Here is a 19877-nt window from a genome sequence, read left to right as displayed (position 1 = left end):
TAATTCACATGCACAGCACACTCCCTTCCCGAAAGGAACTTGCAATGAACACACGCACCATCGCCACCGCCTCGTTCGCCGCCATCGCCGCCGGCGCCCTGCTCCTCACCGGCTGCTCGTCCGGTGCCGGCGGAGGCTCGGGAGCCCAAGGCGACGAGCTGGAAGGTCTCACTGGCGAGATCGGCTCGAAGGACTTTTCGGAGCAGTACATCCTCGCCTACATGACGGCCGAACTGCTCAATGCGCACGGTGCCGACGTCGAGGCGAACACGAAGCTCGTCGGCTCGGCCAACGTGCGACAGGCGCTCGAGAACGACCAGTTCCTCGGCTACTGGGAGTACACCGGCACGTCGTGGATCACCTACAACGGCAACACGACGCCGGTGAAGGGCGCCGAGGCGCAGTTCGACGCCGTCAAGGAAGCGGACGCCGAGAACGGCATCGCGTGGCTCGACCCCGCGCCGTTCAACAACACCTACGCCTTCGCGATCCGTAAGAAGGAGGCTGACGAGCTGGGCGTGAAGACGCTGAGTGATGTCGCAGCCCTGCCGAGCGCCGATCAGACGTTCTGCATCGAGAGCGAGTTCTCGACGCGCGACGATGGCTGGCCGGGTCTCAAGGCCGCCTACGGCTTCGATGCCCCGGACTCGAACGTCACCATGCTCGACACCGGCGTCATCTACACGGCGACCCAGAAGGGCGACGACTGCAACTTCGGCGAGGTCTTCCAGACCGACGGCCGCATCCCCGCGCTCGACCTCGTGGTGATGGAAGACGACAAGGAGTTCTTCCCCAGCTACCAGGGCGGATTCACGCTCAAGCAGAGCACTCTCGACGAGTACCCGGCGATCGCCGACGTGCTGGCCGAGCTCAGCCCGCTCCTGACCACCGAGGTCATGCAGGAGCTCAACGCGAAGGCCGACGTCGACGGCGAGGACCCCGAGGACATCGCGATCGACTGGCTCGAGGAGCAGGGACTCATCTGATGACCTCGACCCTCCAGATCGGCGAGAGCTTCGTCGGCGACGGCGTCAACGCGGCGCACATCAATACCGTGCTCGGCCATCGCGAGGGCCCGGCGGGGACGGCGTGGGCCACTGCCCTCGCCAGCCCCAGCCAGGGGCACGTGCCCTTCGTGGCGGTGCTCCGCCCCTCCCTCCCGGTGAAGCCCATGACGCTGTTCGTCACGAAGGCCGCACCGGCGGGTGACGAGCACGGCCTCCTCATCTGGGGCCCGGCGCAGGCCGGAGTCGCGGCGGGCGTCGCCGACGCCGTCGCCGACGGTGTGATCCCGCGCGAGGCTGCCGACACGCACGCCCTCGTCGCCGCAGTGTGGGTCAATCCGGCGGCCGACGACGCCGACACGGTCTACCGCAACAACCGCGAGGCGACACGCACCGCGCTCGCGAACGGCGCGGCGGGCCTGCCCAAGCTCGACGCCGTGCTGGAAGCCCGGCACGCGCCGACCAATCCGTTCTACACCCCTTCCACCGCATCCGCCTGATCCACGAAGGACACGCATCACCCATGAGCTCTCCCACCCCCGTCCTCGACCCCACGCCGGTCGGGACCCGACCCACCGTCGGGTTCATCGGACTCGGCAACATGGGGTCAGGAATGACCCGCAACCTGCAGGCCGCGGGCTTCCCGCTGGTCGTGACCGATCTGCGCCGCGAGTCGGCTTCCGACCTGATCGAGGGCGGTGCCCGGTGGGCTGAGACCCCTCGCGAGGTCGCCGCCGCCAGTGACCTCATCATCACGATGCTGCCGACGCCCAAGCACGTCGAGGCCGTCGCCTCGGGGCCTGACGGCCTCGTGGTGGGGCTGCCGGACGGCGGCACCTGGATCGACATGTCGACCTCCGTGCCGGACGTGCTCGACGGTGTGCGCGCCGCGACCGCCGGCCGCGGCCTGCACCTGCTCGACGCCCCCGTGAGCGGGATGTCGGTCGGTGCCGCGAACGGGATGCTGCAGATCTTCGTCGGCGGCGACGCCGATGATGTCGAGCGGCTGCGTCCCGTGTTCGAGGCGATGGGGGACCCGGAGCGGATCCTCCACGTCGGCGGGCCCGGCGCAGGCTACGCCGTGAAGCTCATGATCAACCAGCTGTGGTTCTCCCACCTCGTCGCGACCGCCGAGGTGCTGTCGGTCGGCGTCGCCGCGGGCGTCGACCTTGGGGTGCTGCGGGACGCGCTTATCGCGAGCCCCGCGAACAGCACCTTCGTCTCACGCGACGTGTTGTCGATCCTCGACCACGGCGACTACGACGAGGGCTTCGCGATCGCCCTCGCCTGCAAGGACCTCGGCCTCTCCGTCGATCTCGCCCGTTCGGTCGGGATGCCGGTCGAGCTGTCCTCCCTCGTCGAGCAGATCTTCCGTCGCGCCCGCGCGCGCTACGGCGACCGCGCCGGGGAGATGACGCCCGTGCGACTGTACGAGGAACTACTCGGCCGCGACCTCCGTCGGGAGGTGCCCGCATGACCGCTGCACGCGAAGCCGAGGTCATCGCCGCCATCCCCACCGGCCTGCTGATCGACGGTCAGTGGCGGGAGGCGAGCTCCGGCCACACCTTCGAGGTGCACGACCCGTCGACCGGCGAGGTGCTCGCCCGGGTCGCGGACGCGACGCCCGAGGACGGCATGGCCGCACTCGACGCCGCTGCTGCGGCGCAGACCGCCTGGGCCGCCACCGCTCCGCGTCAGCGAGGCGAGATCCTGCGCCGGGCCTTCGAGCTCGTCACGGCCCGCGCCGAGGACTTCGCCCTCGTCATGACGCTCGAGATGGGCAAGCCGCTCGCCGAATCGCGCGCCGAGGTCGCCTACGGCGCCGAGTTCCTGCGCTGGTTCTCGGAAGAAGCACCCCGCATCTCCGGGCGCTACGCGACCGCCCCCGACGGCCGCAACCGACTGCTCGTCGCGAAGCGACCGGTCGGTCCGAGCCTGCTCATCACCCCGTGGAACTTCCCGCTCGCGATGGCCACGCGCAAGATCGCGCCGGCACTCGCGGCCGGCTGCACCTCGGTGCTCAAGCCCGCCGCGCTCACGCCGCTCACCGCACTCCTGTTCGCCGAGGTGCTCCGCGAGGCCGGAGTGCCGGACGGCGTCGTGAACGTCATCCCCACGACCCGCGCCGGCGCGGTCACGGGCCCGCTCATCTCCGACCCGCGACTGCGCAAACTCTCGTTCACCGGATCAACCGAAGTGGGGCGCCGTCTCATCGCGGACGCCGCGCACCAGGTGCTCCGCGTCTCGATGGAACTCGGAGGCAACGCCCCCTTCCTCGTGTTCGAGGATGCAGATGTCGATGCCGCGGTCGAGGGGGCCCTGCTCGCGAAGCTGCGCAACGGCGGTGAGGCGTGCGTCGCGGCGAACCGGTTCCTCGTGCACGAGAGCGTGGCGGAGGAATTCACCTCGCGCCTCGTTGAACGCATGACAGGGTACGTCAACGCCCGCGGGACCGACCCGGAGTCGACGCTCGGGCCGCTCGTCGACGAGTCGACCAGGAACAAGGTCGCCGAACTCGTCGCCGGAGCGCTCGAGGACGGCGCGAGCATCGCACTCGGCGGCAGCATTCCCCAGGGGCGCGGCTACTTCTACCCCGCGACCGTGCTCGTGGACGTGCCACAGGACGCCCGCATCCTCCAGGAGGAGATCTTCGGACCCGTCGCGCCCATCACCGTGTTCCGCGACGAGGACGAGGCCGTGCGCCTCGCCAACGCGAGCGAGTACGGGCTGGTGTGCTTCGCGTACACCCGCGACCTGAACCGGGCGCTACGTCTCGCCGAGCGTCTGGAGACCGGCATGTTCGGCCTCAACACCGGACTCGTGTCGAACCCGGCTGCACCGTTCGGTGGCGTCAAGCAGTCCGGCATCGGTCGCGAGGGCGGGTTCGAGGGGATCGACGAGTACCTCGAGACGACCTACATCGGCATCGCCGACCCCTTCGTCGGCACCCACTCCTGAAGGATCATCCGTGCACATCACCGACTTCTCCCTCGACCACTTCTCCCTCCGGGGAAAGCGGGCGATCGTCACCGGCGGCAACACCGGCCTCGGACAGGCGTTCACCCTCGCCCTCGCCAAAGCGGGTGCCGACATGTTCGTGCCGACGCTGTTCGACGACGGCGGCGAGACCGCAGCTCTCCTCGCCGAGGCGAGTGTCGGCTACCGGGAACTCCGCGTCGACATCACGGCGGAGGGCGCACCCGCGCGCGTGATCGACGCATGCGTCGAGGCGTTCGGGGGCGTGGACGTCCTGGTCAACTCGGCCGGGATCAGCCGCATCGCCGACGTCACCGAGTTCGGGCGCGCGCAGTGGGACCCCATGGTCGCGGTGAACCTCACCGCCGCGTTCGAGATGTCCCACGAGGCCGCGAAGCGGATGATCCCGCAGGGCTCCGGCAAGATCATCAACATCGCCTCGCTGTTCTCGTTCCTCGGCGGACTCGGATCTCCCGCGTACGCCGCGACCAAGCACGGCATCGCCGGGCTCACGAAGGCGTACGCCGACGAGCTCGGCGGGCACGGCATCCAGGTCAACGCGATCGCCCCCGGGTACTTCGCCACCCCGATCACCTCCGAGACGCGCGCCGACGCGGAGGCGAACCAGCGCATCATCGACCACACGCCGGCGGGGAGATGGGGGGACGTCGCCGACCTCATGGGCGCGACCGTCTTCCTCGCAAGCCCCGCCTCCGACTTCGTCAACGGGCACGTGCTGTCCGTCGACGGCGGCTACCTGGTGCGCTGACCGCGGCGCCCCCACACCCTCAACGAACAGGACACCTTCCCCATGGTCACTTCACGATCCGCTCTCTCACGCGAGGAGATCGTCACCCGACTGCAGGAGATCCTCGGCACCGACCAGGTCGAGACCGAGGAGCAGGCGCTGCGCGAGGCGAGCGTCGACCGCTTCAAGAAGTACACATCTGTGCACGGCATCTTCGACGGTCCGATCCCCGCCGCGATCGCCTACGCGCGCTCCACCGCCGACGTGTCGGCGATCCTCGCGTTCGCAGACGAGAACCTCGTCAACGTCGTGCCCCGCACCGGCCGCACCGCGACCGAGGGCGGCCTCGAGACGATCGTCGAGGATTCGATCGTGCTCGACGGGTCACGCATGGACGCGATCCTCGACATCGACCCCGTCGACATGATGGTCACGGCCCAGTGCGGCGTGCCGCTGCAGGTACTCGAAGACACCCTTCGGACGCAGGGCCTCACGACGGGACACTCACCCCAGTCGAAGCCGCTCGCGCAGATGGGCGGACTCGTCGCGACCCGGTCTATCGGCCAATTCTCCACGCTGTACGGCGGGATCGAGGACATGGTGATCGGGCTCGAAGCCGTGCTGCCCGACGGCGAGGTCGTACGCATCAAGAACGTGCCGCGCCGCGCCGCCGGACCCGACATCCGCCACATCGTGATCGGCAACGAGGGCGCACTTGCCGTCATCACCGAGGTCACCGTCAAGGTGTTCACCTACCAGCCGGAGAACAATCGTTTCCTCGGGTACCTCGTCGACTCGCTCCCCGCGGGAGTTGCCGGGCTCCGCGAGATCATCGTCGCCGGCTACCGTCCCTCGGTCGCCCGTGCGTACTCCGAGGAGGACGCCGCGCAGCACTTCTCCCACTTCGCCGACGGCAAGGCCGTGGTCGTGGTCGTCGCCGAAGGACCGAAGGGCGTGGCCGACGCCACCGCCGCCGGCGTCGAGGAAATCTTCGCCAGCATCCCGCACGATAAAGTCGACCCCGCACTGATCGAGAACTGGTTCGACAACCTCAACTGGGGGCAGGACAAGATCGACGCCGAGAAGCGCGAGATGCTCGAGAAGGCGCGCCTCGGCTACACGACCGAGGTATCGATCGACTGGTCAGGCGTCGAGGAACTGTTCGAGTCCGTCATGCGCCGGGCACGCACGGAGTTCCCGCGCGCGGCGGACCTGCGGATGCTCGGAGCGCACTCCTCGCACAGCTACCAGACCGGCACCAACCTGTACTTCGTCTACGACTACGACATCGCCTGCGAGCCACGCGAGGAGATCACCGAGTACCACGAACCCCTCAACGCGATCGTCGTGGAGGAGGCACTGCGCCTCGGCGGCTCGATGGTGCACCACCACGGCATCGGCAAGTACCGCACGCCGTGGACGCATGAGGAGCACGGCAGCGCCTACCGGCTGCTGCGCACCCTCAAGGACGGGCTCGACCCGCGCGGGATCATGAACCGCGGGACCATCTATCCGCTGGACGACGTCGCCACGCCCGAGGCCGAGACGGCGACGCGGGCGTGAGCGCGTCGGCGGCGGGGTACGTCGTCGCGATCGACAACGGCTCGCAGAGCACGAAGGTCCTGATCGTCGACGGCGACGGGACCGTGCACGCGAGCGCCCGCGTCGCGCTGCGGCCGTACTCGTCGCCCGCGCCCGGTCGATGGGAGCATCCGGACGACGACCTGTGGGACTCGATCGTCGCCGCGACGCGCGCCGCGGTCGCCGACTTCGCGGGTGATCCGGCCGAGATCCGCGGCATCGGCCTGTGCACGATCCGCTTCTGCCGGGCCGTGCTGCGCGCTGACGGATCGCTCGCCCAGCCGGTCATGAGCTGGATGGACGAGCGGCTGCCGCGCGCGTACGAGCGTGAAACCGACGAGGCGGTGTACGTCACAACTTCGTCGGGGTACATCGCTCACAAGCTCACTGGAGAGCGCCAGGACGCCGCGGGCAACGTACAGAGCAGCTGGCCTATCGACACTGAGCGCTGGGCCTGGAGCATGGATGCCGCCGAGTACGACCGTGCGGGTCTGGGACGGGAGATGTTGTTCGACCTGGTCGCTCCAGGCGAGGCACTCGGCACTCTTGCCTCCGAGGTAGCACTGCTGCTCGGTCTGCCCGCGGGAATCCCCGTGATCGCGACGTCGAACGACAAGGCCGTCGAAGCGTTGGGTGCGGGGCTCCAGGACGAGGGGGACGCGTTGTTGTCCCTGGGCACGTACGTCGCGACCATGACGCCCGGAGATCGTCCGCTGCCGCCGCATCGAGACGTGTGGACGAACTTCTCGTCACAGCCCGGCGGATACCTCTACGAAAGCGCCGGAGTGCGGCGCGGCATGTGGACGGTCAGCTGGTTCCGCGACGTCGTATCCGGGTCCATCGGGGCAACGTCGGAAGACGACCTCAACCGCGGTGCCGACAACGTCCCTGCTGGCGCGGGCGGCCTCGTCGCTGCTCTGGACTGGCTCGCGCCCGCGGATGAGCCGTGGCGGCGCGGGGCGCTGGTCGGCTTCGACGGCACGCAGGGACGGTTCCACATCTACCGGGCGATCCTTGAGGCGCTCGCGATCGAGACCGAGAGCGCTGACGACCGCGCGCGCCGTGCGCTCGGGCGAGACCGTCGTTCCCTCATCGTCACCGGCGGTGGAAGCGAATCGGATCTCATGCTGCGCATCCTGGCTGCCGTGTATGGGGTACCCGTGCGCACACCCCGTGTACGTGACGCAGCTGGTATGGGGGCAGCGATCTGCGCGGCCGTCGGGACGGGGCTGCACCCCACCTGGGCTGACGCCATCACTGCCATGGTGGGGACAGGACAAGAAATTCAGCCCGACCTCGAACTCGTCAGCGCGTACGGGGAAGTCCGTCAGACGTACAGACGAGTGATCCCCCGTGTGCGGACGCTGTTTTCCCCATAAGCCACTCGCGGCGGATGTCCCGCGATACATGCAGAAGGGGAGCTCGCCCGAGGTGGAAGAGCTCCCCTTCGCGGGGCCGAGGTTCGACGTCCAGGTCTACTTGGAGCCGTATCCGACCGGGTTGCCCAGGGAGGGCGTGCGCGGCGTGCATGCACAGTCGGACCAGGTGACCTCTTCACCCGGCACGGCCACCAGATCGCTGTCACCGGAAGCGTTGTGCCGCTCGGCGCCGCTCTTGAGGTACTTCCACTCGTCCGAATGCGCGTGCTCGTGGTCGTCGATCCAGTCGTCGGCCGAGCGGATGTCCATCGTCACGTCGTGCTCGCTGGCCGAGAAGAAGTCCACGTCGGTGTTCTCGGCGACGTACGCGTAGGCGTCCTCGGGCAGCTCAACCCCGTCACTGATCGAGGTGTGCGAGTGGAACTCCCCCGTGTAATGGGTCTTGCCGAGGAACGTCGGATGTGCGGTGGCACCATCGATCGCAGGTTCGTCGGCATGCGCCGCCGGCGCGGACAGCAGCGTCGCCACCAGACCGAGCGCGACTGCACCGGCGATCATCGCCCCCGTACGCCGACCGGTACCGGGCATGGGTGGTCGGGCGAAGGCACGACCACGAGAGCTGGGGGCAGAGGCAGGGATCAGTACGCGCACTCGTGTGAACGTAGGGAGCGCACCGTAACCGATTGCATCCGCCGGGCGAACAGCAGGTGAACCTCTTGCTCACGGGCCTGGCGGCAACCGAAAGAGCTGCGCGATCAACTGAGTTGATCGCCCACCTCGACGACGACCTTGCCGAGCGCCCGCCCTTCGCCGACGCGTGCGAGCGCTTCAGGGGTGTCCGCGAGCGAGTAGGTGCGGTCGATGCGGATGTCGATATCACCCGCGACGCATCGATCGGCCAGTGGCACGAAACGCGACGGGCCGGTGCGGACCAGCAGCATCCCGACCCTCCTGCCGCGCAAGCGCGCGGCGATGGTGCCGACGCTGACTATCCCCAGCAGCGACCGCATGCTGCCGCCGACGGCGCGGTAGCGACCGCCGGGCGCCAGCACACGGACATAGTCGAGGGGTGACCGCTTGGCCACCAGGTCGAGCACCCGGTCGTAGGGGCCGGTTCGAGTGAAGTCCTCGACGTGGTAGTCGATGACCGCGTCGGCCCCGAGGCTGCGCATGAAGTCGAGCTTGCCCGCATTGTCGACGGCGGTGACGTGAGCCCCCGCCCGCTTCGCGAGCTGGATCCCGAACATTCCCGACCCGCCCCCGCCACCGTTGATCAGCAGGCGGGTGCCGGATGCCACGTGCTCGGTGCCGTGCACCGCGATGGCACCCGCCTGCGGCAGGGCCGAGGCCTGCGTGAACGTCAGCCCGGCCGGCTTGTGCGCCAGCATCGACGCGTCCGCCACGGTGTACTCGGCGAACCCGCCCTTCAGCATCAGATTGTCGCCGTACACCTCGTCCCCAACGACGAACTGCGTGACGCCACGGCCGACCGCGACGACCCGGCCCGCGATGTCGGAGCCGAGGATGCGGTTCCGCGGCGACCGGATCCGCAACTCCTTCGCGTACAGCGGTGAGCCGACCAGGCATTCCCAGTCGCTGAGGTTCAGCGACGTGGCGACCACCTCGACGAGCACCCGACCCGGCCCTGGGACAGGTACCGGGACATCCTCGAGCCGCAGCACGTCGGGCGGACCGAATCGGTCGAATACGACAGCACGCATGGTATTGGGCATGGGCTCCTCCTTCGTCCAGATAGTCTCGACCGTCGCGAGCGGTGCAATTGGCAGTCCTAGCGCCGCCCGAACACCGCGTGCAGCAGCGGCACCGCCGACGCGCACATGAGCGTCACCCCCAGCCACGGCACGGTACCGAGCAGAACAGCCCCGCCGATCAGCATCCCACCGAACAGCACGGCCGACACCGCGCGGAACGCGACGCGGATGATCCGGTCGAGACGATTCTCCAGCCGGGAGATGTCGAAGGTCAGCGAGCCCGCCTCGAAGCGATCGATGAGGGTGTCGACGCGCGTCGGCATCCGCCACAGCGCCCCGGCGTTCGCCGCCGACTGCTTCGCGAAGTCGGTCACGAGGTGCCCGCTCTGGTCGCGCAGCAGCTTGGTGGCGTACGGCTCCACCGGCTCCCAGATGTTGAAGGCCGGATCGAGCGAACTGCACATGCCCGAGGTCAGCGAGACGGCGCGCATGAGCAGCAGCAGCTTCTCGGGGAACTGCACCGGAAGGCTGCGCATCGTGTCGCCGAACTCGACCGCGAAGTCCTGCATCTCGCGCGGATCGACATCGCGCAGCTCGCTGAAGCCCATCCCGCCGAAGCGGGCGAACAGCACCGTGAGGGCGCGCTCGAGCTGCACCGTGTCGGCAGACGGCAGCAGCACGCCGATCTGCTGCGCGGCCTTCACCAGCCCGCGGCTGTCGCGCGACGCGACGGCGATCACCAGGGTGCGCAGGCCGCCGCGCAGCTCGTCGGGCACCTCGGCCATCATCCCGAAGTCGATGAACGTCAGGCGCCAGCCCCGCCCGCCCGAAGGAGCCGCGGAAGCGCCCACCGGCGTCACGAAGATGTTGCCGGGATGGGGGTCGGCGTGCACGAACGAGTGCGTGAACACCTGATCCAGCATCACGTCAGCGAACACCTTGGCGACCTCACCGGGGTCGATGCCCGCGGCACGCAGCGCGGCGGTGTCGTTGATCTTGATGGCGGTGACGTCTTCGAGGGTGAGCACACGGCGGGTCGACCGCTCCCATACGATCCCCGGTGAGCCGACCCGGTCATCGTCGGCGAAGTCGTCGGCGAAGCGCTCGGCGCTGGCCGCCTCGTGCAGGTAGTCGATCTCCTCGTGACAGGTCTGCGCGAACTCCTCCACGAGCGCGGGCGCGTCGACGCGGTTCGCGACCATGCGCACGCGCTGCGCCCAGCGCGCGACGCGGCGCAGCGCCGCCAGATCGATATCGACGATCGCGTCGATCCCCGGCCGCTGCACCTTGACGACGACGGCGTCGAGTCCAGTCTCAGCGGCGTCGTGCGGCGACAACGTTGCGCGGTGCGCTTGACCGAGGGATGCTGCCGCCACGGGCATCCGATCGAACGAGGCGAACGCGCGCTCGAGCGACATGCCGAGCTCGGCCTCGGCGACCACGCGGATCTCGTCGAACGGCACGGCCGGGACCTCGTCCTGCAGGGCGGAGAGTTCGGCGGTGATCTCGGGCGGCAGCACGTCGAGCCGCGACGACATGAACTGCCCGACCTTGATCATCAGCCCGCCGAGGTCGACGGCGAGCGCGCGGAAGCGGCGGGCGAGCGTCAGCATCCGACCATCGCGCGTGCGCTCGGCGACGCGCGCGAGTCCGAGCCTCGGCAGCACGAGTTCGAACCACCAGATCTGCACGAACGCGCGGGCGGCGAAGCGCATGATGCGCCGGTAGCGGGACCCATCCGCTCGCGTCATCGGGGCCCCCTCGTGCGACGTCACCCTTCGGCGAGAATCGCGTACAGCTTACGACGTGCGTCCTCCAGAATGGCGACCGCTTCGTCGACCTGATCCGGGGTGCCGGTGCGGGCGAGCTGCGCGGTGGCGCTGGCGAGCTCCATGCCGGCCTTGGGGAGCGCGGCGAGGTGCCCCGGTCCGCGTCCGCCGACGTTCTCCCACGGGGCGGGCTTGGCGGCGGCATCCTCCGACTCGGCGATGCCGGCGTCAGTGAGCGAGTAGGTCTTGCGGCCGTTCTGCTCTTCGGCGGTGATCAGGCCCTCGTCGGCGAGCAGCTGCAGAGTCGGGTAGACCGATCCGGCGCTGGGCTTCCAGGCGCCACCGGAGCGCTCGCCGATCTCGCTGATGATCTGATAGCCGTGCATGGGCTTCTCGGCGAGCAGCGAGATGACGGCCGCACGGACGTCGCCGCGGGCCATCCGCGAGCCGCCGGTGCGCTGCTCGAAGCTGTTGCGCAGCTGGTCCATGGCCTCCCAGACGCCGGCGAGCGGGTTGCCCGCACCGTTGCTGGCTCCGAAGCCGAAGGGACCGGTGGGGAATGCGTTGTTCATGATGCCTCCTCGATATCCGAACGATGGTTAACGATATGTCGTTGAGTGTCGTTCGGCAAGGGGTCGATCACCACTCCCGCCCACCCACCAGCGCCTCCCGCGCGACCGCGCGCGTCGCCGCGCTGATCACTCCGTACTCCCCTGCTGGCGACAAGGCGGCTAGACCATCGATGAGCTCCTGCACACGCGCCATGACGCCCGTATTGGCATCCGACTCGTGCCACATCGGCTCGCTCAGCCACTCGTCGTATCCGTCCCAGCGTCGCGCTTGGACCACGGGCCGCCCGATGCGCAGCGCCTCGGCGACGTCCGCGAAGCGGGCGATGCTGCCGTCCGCGATCCCCAGCAGCACCAGAGAGGCGTCTGCCGAGTCCCGCTGACCAGCCTCCCACGCCCGGTACTGCGTCGAGGGTGCCGTGACCGCGTCGGCGATCCTGCCGAGCGAACGCGAACCGGGTTCGCTGAACGTCCACGCGGCGTTGGTCGGCACGACACACCCCTTGAATCGACGGATGAACCGCGCCCGGCGCGCGAAGGAGATCAGCACTTCAGAGGGCGCGGCGAGAGCATCCGACGACTGCCATCCCAGCGACTCGGCGAGATCCTCACCGAAGCCACCGGGAAGCCAACCCGTCTCGTGGTCCTGCGCGACGCCGTCGCGTCCCACCCGCTCGAGCAGCCTGCGCATCGGCAGGATCGCCGACTCGATGATGCGCAGATCGCGGGTCGCATCTCCGGGGATTCCGGTAGTGTCGAGATGGGTCAGCAGCGCGAGTCGGCGATGCGGGGTGAGCGAGTCGAGCAGCGTCGCGATGCGCGAGCCGGCAGGGATGCCACGATGCGGGTCCACGGCCGCTACATCGCAGGCCACGGGAAGCACCACACTGAACCGATGCAGCAGCTCATGGTTGACGTCGGTGAGGGCTGCAGACGGGGCGCTGGTCTGCCACGGCCCAGCCTGCGGAACCTGTCGAGCTTGCTCGCTCTCCCCGATCACCGAGAACCGCGCGTCGCCGACGCGCTGCGGCTGCGCATTGCTGAACGTGTACTCGACCTCGTGCGGGAATCTCGGAACGATCAGCTGCTGCTTCAGGACAGGAAGCGCAGCCCTGCCCCAGAACGCGTCGTCAACGGGGCTGATGACGGGGTCGTCGATCGCGCGACGTCCGAAATCGTGATCGTCGTACGCCAGGTCGTCCAGGGTTGCGCGGTCGACCTCGAAGCCGATGCTGAGCAGGTAGGCCTCAGCGGCCAACCGGTGAGAAGTGCCGCGGGGCATTCGGATGACGCGACGGAGCTCCGGATGATCGGTGACGGTCAGCTCGACGTCGATGGCGGAAGGGAGACGTGTGGTGGGCGTAGGGTTCATGCGCTCGACGCTACGAAGCGGCGCCGACGTCATGGACGGCTCGGCCCGGGAGTTGTGGAGAAGCGGCGCCGCCGGCAGACCGGTGCAGGAGGAGTCACCGGCGCTGACCGCGCTCGGATCGTGCCGCGCAGGAGCGCAGTGAGGCTCTCACCTCGCTTTCGAGATGGCTCCGCTGAGAACCCGCCAGGCGTAAGGCCAGGCAATGCGCTCCTGCTCAAGACGCACGTCGCCGCGCTCACGCAGCAGATCGACGACGGCGCGCTCATCGGCAGTGAGTCGTGACAGGTCGCCCCGGAAAGGCGTGGGCTCGTCGACACACAGGTCGCGGAACTCATCCAGGGTCACACGATCCATCAGCACGCTTCGCGCGTCGATCCCGGCCGCACGAACGCGATTGAGGATCGCGAATCCGTGCGAGTCCAGATCACCCCAGTACAGGACGGGACGGGTCTGCACCCAAGGCAGCGGCGCGACGAGATGCCCGATATACCCGCTGCCGTGGATCGCCACCACTCCGTCGACATCCGGCAGCGCCAACAGCGTCTCGAGGTTCTCCACGATCACCACGACGCGCAGACGGTCGTCGAAGGGGAGCGCCGCGAGCTCAGTGATCGGGGCGGCCAGATCCCGCACGCCGGACGCACGCAGAGCAGCGTCCAGGATGCTGATCCGCAGCCGATCCGCCGCAGATATCAGCCCCAGACCATCGGAGTCGAGAGCCGCACCCACCAGAGCCTCGACGACGGCGCGGTGACGCTCCAGCCATTTGCCGTGGATGCCGCGCACCGGCACCTGCCGCACGCGCAATCCCGATACCGGATGCTGGATGAGCCAGACCACCACGTCCTGCAGGATGCGCGCGTCGGCGGCGCTGAGGCGGGCGATGCCGCGTGAATGCGTGCGCAGCGCAGCATCCACCCTCACGCGCGCCGCAGCAGGCTCGACGGCCGCTGCAGCCGAGATCGCGTTTCGCAGCTCGGCGATCCGGCGACCCCAGGCCTTCCACTCGCGACCGCAACCGGCGACCATGGCAATCGCCGCGGGGCCGTCCACCCGCGCCCGCACGGGGACACTCTGCCGGCCGACTCGCGACCAGCTGCGGTCCTGCCATTCCACCTGAATCGGCAGGTCGGCCTCGGCCCGACGCCACGACTGCACCCAGCTGCGGGCGGCGTCGAGGTCGGCGAGCGCGTCGCGCTCGGTGGGCGGATGCAGGGGCGCATCGAGGAGGACATCGGTGTCAGCATCCACCACCCACGTCCGCGCTGAGCGCTCGTACATCCGACGTGCGCGGGCGGCGATATCAGCCGGCGTGATCGTCATCAGGCGCGCTCGATGACCACGTTGGCCAGAATCGACTGGTCTCTCGTGGGGTTCGAGACGCTGGTGACGGCGCCGACGTACGGTTCGAGTGTCTGCAGCAGCTTCTGCGGCGTCGCCAGGATCATGTGGAACCCGAACTCCCGGAAGATGTCCATCGCCATGCGCGTGTACTGTGCATCGGCCTTGTCGAACGCCTCGTCGAGCACGACCGTGCCATACGAAGGAACAAGATCGTCAGGATCGGCGAGCTGGAACCGCAGCGCAGCCGCGAGGCAGAAGATCACCAGCTTCTGCCTCTGACCACCGGAGAGTCCGGCACTGGAGTCATGCACGGCCACGACGCGACCGGCGGCATCCTTCTCCTGCGCCAGGAACGACACATGCTCACGGGTGTCGAGGACACGCGCACGCCAAGCCCGATCTGCGTTGTCGCTGGATTCGAGCCGGTGCATCACCTTCGACAGCACGGCGAATCGCTGTTCCGCACCAGCCAGGTCCTCTTCGGCCCAATTGCCCTCGACGATGCGCTTGAGGTCGCCGAGGAACTCATCGACTTCTCCGCTGCGCCTCGTCTTGACCATGATCTCGAGATAGCGCCCGCGGTCATAGGGCGAGCGTCCGAGTGACTCGTTGACCGGGTCGATCCGCTCGGCCACGCGTCGCGGAGCGGACATCAGCTCGTCCCGCAGATGGATGACCATGTCACGCGAACGATCGCGCAGCAGCGCGAGGAATCGCGCCTCGTACTCGGGCAGGCCGCGGGCCAGGATGCCCTCGCGAAGGGCCCTGAACCCCGCGCGGTCTTCGATGGTCGGTGTCAGCTCGGCGCTCGCAGCTTCCCACCTGTCGACGAAATGCGTCGCCCGCCCCACGAAGTCCGCCTGCGCCTGACGTGCACGCGCGTCAGCCTCCTGCACCTGTGACCCGAGCGACCGCACCACCTGTGCGCTGACCGCGTCGATGTTGCTGAGCACGATCGAGCGGCGCACCTCACGGAAGCGCCGTTCGAGATCTGCGGCGTCCGCGTCGTCGACCGGGGTCGTCTGCTCGCTGCGCAGCTCATCGATCAGTCCCGCGATCCGCCGCTGCTCGCCTTCGGCCAGCTGAGCTGCGACCTCGAGCTCGTTCCTCTCGTTACGCAGCCGATCAGCATCCTGCCGCGCTTGCTGCTCGGCCTTGACCGCTTCGGCCATCTCGCTGTCGGGGGCGGTGAGTATGCGCAGCTGCTCTTCGAGGGCAGCGCTTCGCCTGCCCGCTGCTTTGACGTCGATCTCCGGCCATGTGACGCGGGTGATGTCGGCGAACACCTCGCGGCGCTTGATCAGGACGTCGCGCGCGCTCTGCGCATGGTCGAAGCGGGCCCGAGCTGTTTGCTCAGCGCGCTTGGCCGCACTCAACTCCGTGATCAGATGGTCGACCTTGTCGCCGTTGTCGGTGCCGAGCACCCACCGCCTGCGGTCGTCGACGCGGAAGCGGTCGTTCTTCTCGTACCGGCGCCGCGATCGCTTGAGCAGGCCCGTGATCGTGACACCGCGATCGACCCCGTCAAGCTCATCGGGATCGTCGACGCACGCATAGTCGAACTCGTCACTCAGGCGCCGGTGCAGATATGCGGCGAACGGGCCGTCCGCCACGTGGACGCGGTGGATGACGCTGCGGTCATCGCGCACCGCTGCTGGCGCGTCGACATGCAACGCGACGGCGTCCAGCACGAGTCTCGCCTCAAGGTGAATGCCATCCACCACGCGCCGAACACGCGCCAGCAGATCGTCACGCACCAGCAGCGCAGTCGAGAGCGGTGAGAGAACACGTTCGATCGCACCGCTCCACTCCGCAAACTCACCACGCACATCGATCAGCTCACCGGCGAACGGCAGCGCTCTCTCGGGCAGATCGAGGCTCCTCGCGACTTTGCGTCGTGCCGCGATGAGGTCAGCCGGCACATTGGTGCGGTTGCCTCGCAGCGCTTGAATTTCGGCCTCGAGTCTGCGGACCTCCGCCTGAGCCTGCGAAAGCGCGTCATTCACAGTGAAGTCGATGGCCTCGGGGGTCTGCTTCGAGGCCTCGGCCAGGGCGAGTGCCACGAGTTCATCGAGTTCTCCGGCCGACGAGGGCATCGGCACGCCTACGCGCTCAAGACGGTCGCCGAGCAGGGTCCGCGCGGCTGTGACCTCGCGAACTCGCGCTCTGGCGTCGTCGATGCGTGCGCGCAGATGACTCAGTTCGATTCCTCCGCGCTTGTCGAGGCGCTGCTTCGCAGAGTCGTGCAGCGCCTCAGCCTCTTCGCTTGCGAGGCGCGCGGCCTCGGCGGCGCGCTGGGCTCTAGTCTGCTCCTGCTTGGCCGCGTGCAGCTCGGTCTCGGCGAGCCGCAGCTTCCACTGTGCGGTGAAGGGCAGCGCGCGATCGCTCAGCCGACGACCGGCGAGCATGTCGACCTCCGCCGCGTCGAACTGCACCGCCGACTCGTCGATGACGCCGAGCGCTTCGGCCTGGTCGCGCAGGTCGACGACGTGACTGTGCGATTCGCTGAGCTCTCGGAACTGATCGACCGCGTTCTCCACCCGTTTGAATGTGCCCGGAGTGTCGAGCATGAAGGTGCGAAACAGCGCATCGAGGCTGCCGAGGTTCTTCGCAGCCTGCGTCTTGTGCAGCAGATTGAGCGCGTTGTCGCTGGCAATGCCGAGAAGACTGCGCATGCGCATGTAGAACGGTCCGTGCCCGCTTGATGTCGCGACGACCGGATCGAGGTCGGCCTTGAGCCGCCGGACGTCGAGACCCCGCGCTGCGTAGGACGCGAAATCGGGCAGCGCGATATCGCGACGGAGGATCACACACGCGTCCTTCAGATCGGCTGGGTCGGTGGTCGTGCCCTTGAGGTGGAACAGTCGCACCAGCACGACCGGGTCATTGCGATCGTCGTCGAAGCGCAGCAGGATGCCGCTCCAGGTGGCGGCCTTGCGCAGGTACGTGCTGACTGCCCGATCGTAGGCGGCATCGGCCTCTTTGCTCCACGCACCACGGACGTAGCTGACCTTGTTGCGATCACCGGTTCTACTTGACCCGTCAAGAGCTGCCGCATTGAACTTCACCCACTTGTCCGGTGTGAGCACGACGGCTATCGCATCCAGCAGCGATGATTTGCCTGAGCCGGACGCACCCGTGATCAGGTGCCCCTCACGTGCAATCGGGACGGCATGATGGCCGTCGAAGGTCCCCCAGTTGAGCAGTTCGACGCGACTGAGCCGCCACTGGCCGGGATGCCCCGGAACGGTCCTGAGGTCGTCGGCGAACCCGTCGAGCATGTTCATCGGGTCACCTCGTCGTACTGTGGCACCGAGCCTGGGGCATCCGATTCCGTCTCCGTCTTGCCGGCGTCGGCGGCGAGTGAGTCATACACGGTCTGCAGGGCGTCGACCTGATCGGCGTCGACCAGCATTCGCACCACCGGGGAGATCTCGGCGCGATCGTCTCCAACGGGATGCAGCACGCGGAGTTTGTTGACCATCTTCGACCAGGAGGCATTCAGGCGTTTGCGGAAGTCGGTGAGGTCGCGATCGGCGGTGCGGTATACATCGAGCGATTCGTACAGCTCGTCCTGCCCGACGATGACGCGACCGTGCGCGTCTTCATTGAGCAGCGCGTGCCGCAGCGCGAGAAGCATGGCCGTGTCGATGAAGGTCAGCGACTCCGAGCGCACCGCACGCGGCACCTGGATCTCGGTGGATTCCGCGTTGCGAACGAACGCGAATTCACTGTCGCGGTCGAGCACCAGCTCCAGGAACAGATCGTTGAGACGCGAACGGATGCTGCTCTCATCGGCCAGCAGCGATGACCAGTTCTGCGACGAGCGTGCCCGCGACAGGTACGGTCCGCGCACGAGTTCGAGCAGCGCGCGCCGAGACCGCTCCTGCAAAGTGCCCGTGTCCCCGCGCCACAGTTCGCGCTCTCGGGATTCATCGTCCTCGGTCATGGAATCCTCTCGGTGAAGCGATGCGTCGAGACAAGCGCAGAACTCGGGATGCCGTCGGGTGTGATCCAGGTAAGCTGCTCGACCTCGTCACCGCGTGTTCCGTATTCACTGGCAAGGCTGAGCAGGCCCACCACGCTCGCGACGCCCTGCGTTGCCGGATGAGCGTCGAGGATGTCGCCGACGGAGGGGAGCTCTGACGCAGTGAGCACGTCGTTGACGTTCGCGGTGAGCTCACTGAAGTCGATCTCGGTTTCGCGCGCGAAGGCGCGGAGCATCTCCCAGTCGACGGCTGCGGTCTCGTGAGTGGTGATGTCCGCGGCGGCGTCGTACTCCGACGGGTCGTGCAACCGCAGGGCACCGACGCTGGAGGAGGCGACCGAGGTGAGTTCCAGGTCGATGCCGACCGGCGTGTACGGCTTGGTCGTCTGCGCCGCAGCATGCGCTGTCGCCATCGCCGACAGCAGTTTGGTGCGCAGTACGCGGTCGCGCTGGTAGTCCTGCGATTGCACGTACCGCCGCAGGCCGCGGGCGAACACGGTGATCACATCGTGCACCTCGGCAGTGCGGATCTTCAGCTCGTCGAGAAAGCCGCGCAGCCTGCGGCGCTGGGTGACGGTGAGCTCCCTCGCGAAGTCGCGCTCGAGCACCTGACGGATGTCCTCTTCGAACGCCGAGCCGAGAGCGGGGTCGAGCACGAGGGACGAGAAGGCACTGAAGCTGCGCCCGGCGTCCGAGTCTCCGATGAGGTCGACCCCGCGAAAGACGTCGTCGAGCACCGCCCGCTGCGTTGCATCGGATTCGAGGATCTTGGCGCGCAGTGTGGAACTGAGCTCTTCGAAGACGGCGCGGACGCGAGAGAAATCGTCTGGGACCTCGGATGCCTGTGACAGCAGTTCACGAAGACGCTCGAGCGCACGGGGCCCGGTCAGCGCATCGTCGGCATCGCCGCGCTCGATGGACGCGATCTGTGCGTTGATGCGGTCGCGCTCACTGCGAAGCCGCTCGAGCCGACGGGCCGCCTGTGGATCGGTGTCGATGGCGAGTTGCGTGAGCTGCATCGACAGGCTGGCCAGGCGGGATGCTGTTGCCGCGTGCCGCGGAGACTCGCGCTCGTCGAGAAAGCGGAGTGCCGCGAGGGCATCGACTGTGAGCTCGTAGGTCTCGCCGCGGGCTCCTTCGGACGCACGTCGGGCGATGAGTCCGGCCGTTCGCCAAGCCGTCAGATACCCACGGGCGTTGAGTGGCAGGTCGTGCCCGTAAGAGCGCATCTCGTCGAGGTCTGCGTCGATTGCCTCGGCCAGCTCATCGGCATCTACTCGCCGATCATCCCCGCCGAGGTGTTCGGCGAGAACAGCGACGGCGAACGGAGCGTTGTCGGCGCGCAGCAACCGCCAGGCGTCGTCTTCTTCGGCGCGACGCCATAATCGCAGCGCCTGTGCTGTCGCTGACATCTCTGAACCTCCACCGACATTCT

General features: G+C 68.1%; 16 protein-coding genes. 7 read left to right on the top strand and 9 right to left on the bottom strand.

Going from position 1 to position 19877, the window contains the following annotated elements; translation table 11 throughout:
- Positions 1 to 44 precede the first annotated feature (44 nt).
- Genes WDU99_RS15655 through WDU99_RS15625 form a run of 7 tightly spaced genes read left to right on the top strand, consistent with a single transcriptional unit; the run spans position 45 to position 7688 of the window.
- The gene (locus WDU99_RS15655) at positions 45 to 986 is read left to right on the top strand and encodes a glycine betaine ABC transporter substrate-binding protein (protein ID WP_337333399.1); all 942 of its coding nucleotides are present in this window, start codon (positions 45 to 47) and stop codon (positions 984 to 986) included.
- Positions 986 to 1504 carry a formaldehyde-activating enzyme gene (fae, locus tag WDU99_RS15650; RefSeq protein WP_337333398.1) on the top strand — a complete coding sequence of 173 codons (519 nt, stop codon included), beginning with the start codon at positions 986 to 988 and terminating at the stop codon, positions 1502 to 1504. The genes WDU99_RS15655 and fae overlap by 1 nt, the downstream gene beginning before the upstream one ends.
- A gap of 23 nt (positions 1505 to 1527) precedes the next feature.
- The gene (locus WDU99_RS15645) at positions 1528 to 2481 is read left to right on the top strand and encodes an NAD(P)-dependent oxidoreductase (RefSeq protein ID WP_337333397.1); all 954 of its coding nucleotides are present in this window, start codon (positions 1528 to 1530) and stop codon (positions 2479 to 2481) included.
- Positions 2478 to 3962, top strand: a complete 1485-nt coding sequence (locus WDU99_RS15640) for an NAD-dependent succinate-semialdehyde dehydrogenase (protein ID WP_337333396.1) — start codon at positions 2478 to 2480, stop codon at positions 3960 to 3962. The genes WDU99_RS15645 and WDU99_RS15640 overlap by 4 nt, the downstream gene beginning before the upstream one ends.
- Before the next feature lie 10 nt (positions 3963 to 3972).
- Positions 3973 to 4749, top strand: a complete 777-nt coding sequence (locus tag WDU99_RS15635) for an SDR family oxidoreductase (protein ID WP_337333395.1) — start codon at positions 3973 to 3975, stop codon at positions 4747 to 4749.
- A 42-nt stretch (positions 4750 to 4791) separates the two neighbouring features.
- The gene (locus WDU99_RS15630) at positions 4792 to 6291 is read left to right on the top strand and encodes an FAD-binding oxidoreductase (protein WP_337333394.1); all 1500 of its coding nucleotides are present in this window, start codon (positions 4792 to 4794) and stop codon (positions 6289 to 6291) included.
- Positions 6288 to 7688, top strand: coding sequence for an FGGY-family carbohydrate kinase (locus WDU99_RS15625; protein ID WP_337333393.1), 1401 nt, complete (start codon positions 6288 to 6290; stop codon positions 7686 to 7688). The genes WDU99_RS15630 and WDU99_RS15625 overlap by 4 nt, the downstream gene beginning before the upstream one ends.
- Before the next feature lie 96 nt (positions 7689 to 7784).
- On the opposite strand, the gene WDU99_RS15620 is transcribed toward WDU99_RS15625, so the two are convergent.
- From WDU99_RS15620 to WDU99_RS15580, 9 genes are all read right to left on the bottom strand, one after another.
- Positions 7785 to 8246: a hypothetical protein gene (locus WDU99_RS15620; RefSeq protein ID WP_337333392.1), complete on the bottom strand. Its 462-nt coding sequence runs from the start codon at positions 8244 to 8246 to the stop codon at positions 7785 to 7787.
- A 197-nt stretch (positions 8247 to 8443) separates the two neighbouring features.
- On the bottom strand, positions 8444 to 9421 hold the full coding sequence (locus WDU99_RS15615; RefSeq protein ID WP_337333391.1) for an NAD(P)-dependent alcohol dehydrogenase: 978 nt from the start codon (positions 9419 to 9421) through the stop codon (positions 8444 to 8446).
- Between the two features lie 56 nt (positions 9422 to 9477).
- Complete coding sequence (locus tag WDU99_RS15610) at positions 9478 to 11151, bottom strand: ABC1 kinase family protein (protein ID WP_337333390.1); 1674 nt, start codon at positions 11149 to 11151, stop codon at positions 9478 to 9480.
- 20 nt (positions 11152 to 11171) lie between these two features.
- Positions 11172 to 11741 (bottom strand): PadR family transcriptional regulator, encoded by a 570-nt coding sequence (locus WDU99_RS15605; protein ID WP_337333389.1) that lies wholly within the window; start codon positions 11739 to 11741, stop codon positions 11172 to 11174.
- 67 nt (positions 11742 to 11808) lie between these two features.
- The gene (locus WDU99_RS15600; RefSeq protein WP_337333388.1) at positions 11809 to 13110 is read right to left on the bottom strand and encodes a hypothetical protein; all 1302 of its coding nucleotides are present in this window, start codon (positions 13108 to 13110) and stop codon (positions 11809 to 11811) included.
- A 147-nt stretch (positions 13111 to 13257) separates the two neighbouring features.
- A complete protein-coding gene (locus tag WDU99_RS15595; RefSeq protein ID WP_337333387.1) occupies positions 13258 to 14433 on the bottom strand; it encodes a Wadjet anti-phage system protein JetD domain-containing protein in 1176 nt (391 codons plus the stop codon).
- Positions 14433 to 17741 (bottom strand): ATP-binding protein, encoded by a 3309-nt coding sequence (locus tag WDU99_RS15590; protein WP_337333386.1) that lies wholly within the window; start codon positions 17739 to 17741, stop codon positions 14433 to 14435. Before WDU99_RS15590 ends, WDU99_RS15595 begins: the two co-directional genes overlap by 1 nt.
- Positions 17738 to 18403, bottom strand: a complete 666-nt coding sequence (locus WDU99_RS15585; protein WP_337333385.1) for a DUF4194 domain-containing protein — start codon at positions 18401 to 18403, stop codon at positions 17738 to 17740. Before WDU99_RS15585 ends, WDU99_RS15590 begins: the two co-directional genes overlap by 4 nt.
- Positions 18400 to 19854: a DUF3375 domain-containing protein gene (locus tag WDU99_RS15580; protein ID WP_337333384.1), complete on the bottom strand. Its 1455-nt coding sequence runs from the start codon at positions 19852 to 19854 to the stop codon at positions 18400 to 18402. Before WDU99_RS15580 ends, WDU99_RS15585 begins: the two co-directional genes overlap by 4 nt.
- Positions 19855 to 19877: the final 23 nt, after the last annotated feature.

Source organism: Microbacterium bandirmense (genome assembly GCF_037204185.1).
Lineage (GTDB): Bacteria > Actinomycetota > Actinomycetes > Actinomycetales > Microbacteriaceae > Microbacterium > Microbacterium bandirmense.
This window is presented reverse-complemented; position numbering and strand designations above follow the sequence as displayed.

Coding starts and splice junctions, on each gene's coding strand:
- WDU99_RS15585 (WP_337333385.1), bottom strand. CDS start 18,403: ATGACCGAGGACGATGAATCCCGAGAGCGCGAACTGTGGCGCGGGGAC.
- WDU99_RS15580 (WP_337333384.1), bottom strand. CDS start 19,854: ATGTCAGCGACAGCACAGGCGCTGCGATTATGGCGTCGCGCCGAAGAA.
- fae (WP_337333398.1), top strand. CDS start 986: ATGACCTCGACCCTCCAGATCGGCGAGAGCTTCGTCGGCGACGGCGTC.
- WDU99_RS15615 (WP_337333391.1), bottom strand. CDS start 9,421: ATGCCCAATACCATGCGTGCTGTCGTATTCGACCGATTCGGTCCGCCC.
- WDU99_RS15655 (WP_337333399.1), top strand. CDS start 45: ATGAACACACGCACCATCGCCACCGCCTCGTTCGCCGCCATCGCCGCC.
- WDU99_RS15610 (WP_337333390.1), bottom strand. CDS start 11,151: ATGACGCGAGCGGATGGGTCCCGCTACCGGCGCATCATGCGCTTCGCC.
- WDU99_RS15590 (WP_337333386.1), bottom strand. CDS start 17,741: ATGAACATGCTCGACGGGTTCGCCGACGACCTCAGGACCGTTCCGGGG.
- WDU99_RS15630 (WP_337333394.1), top strand. CDS start 4,792: ATGGTCACTTCACGATCCGCTCTCTCACGCGAGGAGATCGTCACCCGA.
- WDU99_RS15605 (WP_337333389.1), bottom strand. CDS start 11,741: ATGAACAACGCATTCCCCACCGGTCCCTTCGGCTTCGGAGCCAGCAAC.
- WDU99_RS15595 (WP_337333387.1), bottom strand. CDS start 14,433: ATGACGATCACGCCGGCTGATATCGCCGCCCGCGCACGTCGGATGTAC.
- WDU99_RS15600 (WP_337333388.1), bottom strand. CDS start 13,110: ATGAACCCTACGCCCACCACACGTCTCCCTTCCGCCATCGACGTCGAG.
- WDU99_RS15645 (WP_337333397.1), top strand. CDS start 1,528: ATGAGCTCTCCCACCCCCGTCCTCGACCCCACGCCGGTCGGGACCCGA.
- WDU99_RS15620 (WP_337333392.1), bottom strand. CDS start 8,246: ATGATCGCCGGTGCAGTCGCGCTCGGTCTGGTGGCGACGCTGCTGTCC.
- WDU99_RS15640 (WP_337333396.1), top strand. CDS start 2,478: ATGACCGCTGCACGCGAAGCCGAGGTCATCGCCGCCATCCCCACCGGC.